A 266-nucleotide genomic window follows, 5' to 3' on the forward strand; every position below is an offset into this window, starting at 1 on the left:
GGTATGTACAAAGTTGTTCCTGGCATGGCAATGTTTTTGAGGCGGAGATAGGCGTGCTTCTAATACTTGATCCGAGGATCAAATACGGTGTAAAGCAAATCAATGCCTAAATTGATTAGCACGTACACAAAGGAGAAAAGCAAAATGACAGCCTGGACGGTAGGGTAATCTCTCGCCAATACAGCGTCGACAGTCAATCGGCCTAGTCCGGGTATGGAAAATACGCTTTCCGTGACAACAACACCTCCAATCAACACGGCAAATCC

The 266-nt window shown here is 45.9% G+C and carries 1 protein-coding gene; it reads right to left on the reverse strand.

Annotated features, from left to right (window positions below; genetic code table 11):
- Positions 1–59: 59 nt before the first annotated feature.
- Positions 60–266: ABC transporter permease subunit (locus ACWXWW_RS18075; protein ID WP_455971398.1), on the reverse strand; the 207-nt coding region annotated here is incomplete at its 5' end.

This window comes from Microbacterium sp. KNMS, assembly GCF_053851835.1.